The organism is Streptomyces sp. NPDC041135, from assembly GCF_055592085.1.
Genome location: NZ_JBVIYZ010000100.1, coordinates 1 through 1,517, shown reverse-complemented (window position 1 = coordinate 1,517; position 1,517 = coordinate 1). Strand labels below are relative to the sequence as shown.

The following is a 1,517-nucleotide window of genomic DNA, read 5'->3' as shown; positions in this document are numbered from 1 at the left end:
CGCTGGAACAGATCCCACAACTCGTCCGGCACCAGCCGTTCAACGATCCCCACCACAACCGACAGCCTACTCAGCCAAATGAGATGACCTCTTAGAGGGGCATTGCCCCCGAGTCCTGGACACGGGTTAAGCGGCTTGTGTCAGCGTAGTTGATGTTGTTTCGGACGCTGTCTCGTATGCGATCGGGCTGCGGTGTCCGAGGCGGGAGTGACGGCGTCGGGTGTTGTAGCGGTTGAGCCAGCGGAACGTCTCGAGGCGGGCTTCGCACTCGCTGGACCAGCGCTTGCGGTCCTGGAGGGTCTCGCGCTTGAACGTGGCGTTGAAGGACTCGGCCAGTGCGTTGTCCGCCGAGCTGCCGACCGCGCTCATGGACTGGCGGACGCCGGCCTGGCGGCAGGCGTCGGCGAATGCCCGACTGACGTACTGGGCTCCGTGATCGGTGTGCATGATCGCTCCGGCGAGGCTTCCGCGGGTACGCCTCGCGGCGTCCAGGGCGTCGATGACGAGTTCCGTGCGCATGTGATCGGCGATCGCCCAGCCGGCGAGGCGGCGTGAGGCGAGGTCGATCACGGTGGCCAGGTAGAGGAACTTCCCGCCGTCCACGGGGAGATAGGTGATGTCACCGACGTACTTGGTGTTCGGCCTGCTTGCGGTGAAGTCGCGGCCGATCAGGTCCGGGACCTTGGCCGCGGCCGGGTCGGCGATCGTGGTGCGCGGCCTGCGACGCAGCCGCACGCCCGCCAGATTGATGCTCCGCATCACCCGGGCGATCCGCTTGTGGTTGATCCTCTCGCCGTCCTCGCGGAGCTCGGCGGTGATCCTGGGGGCGCCGTAGGTGCCGTCCGAGGCGCGGTGCACGGCCCGTATCCGTGCGGCGAGAACGACGTCGGCTGCCTGCCGAGCGGCCCGGTCCCCGGCGGTGCGGCGCCAGTAGTAGTAGCTCGAGCGGGCGATGCCCACGATGGTGCACAGCCGCTTCACGCCGTGGCGGCGCTGGTGGTCGGCGACGAACTGGAAGCGGTTCACCAGCGCGTCTCCCCGGCGAAATACTTCGCCGCCTTCCGCAGGATCTCGCGTTCCTCCTCCAGTTCGCGGATCTTCTTGCGCAGGGCCGCGTTCTCCGCCTCCAGCGGCGTGGGCGGTTCTGCGGACGCCTGCGTCCGACGTCCCCGTGGCCGGCCCGCTCCGGCCGCCCGGATCCAGTTCCGCAACGTCTCAGGGTTGACCCCCAGATCAGCGGCGACCGACCTGATCGTCGCCTCCGGCCGCGACTCGTACAACGCGACCGCGTCCGCCTTGAACTGCGGCGGATAGTGCTTCATAACCACGGGACATCCGTTCTCCTGGACTCAAGATCCAGTCTCTCGGGTGTCCAAGATCCGGGGTCAAGGCCCGAGAGCATCTGATCTAGGTAGTTGGTAGTTACTGACCTTGAATGCGTGATGTCGTCATGGTGGCTGGTGCCGGAGGCTGGTGCCTGTGAGGCAGCCGTCGAGGACGTCGGGGCGGTACTGGAG

1 protein-coding gene is annotated in these 1,517 nt (G+C 67.1%); it reads right to left on the bottom strand.

The genetic code is table 11. From position 1 onward, the window contains the following. Nucleotides 1–126 precede the first annotated feature (126 nt). Nucleotides 127–1,328, bottom strand: a protein-coding gene (locus tag ACZ6CZ_RS38025; protein ID WP_469030689.1) for an IS3 family transposase whose coding sequence is annotated in 2 segments (ribosomal slippage) — nt 127–1,043 and nt 1,043–1,328 — 1,203 coding nt in all. Because the reading frame shifts where the segments join, the coding sequence is not laid out codon by codon here. Between the last annotated feature and the right edge of the window lie 189 nt (nt 1,329–1,517).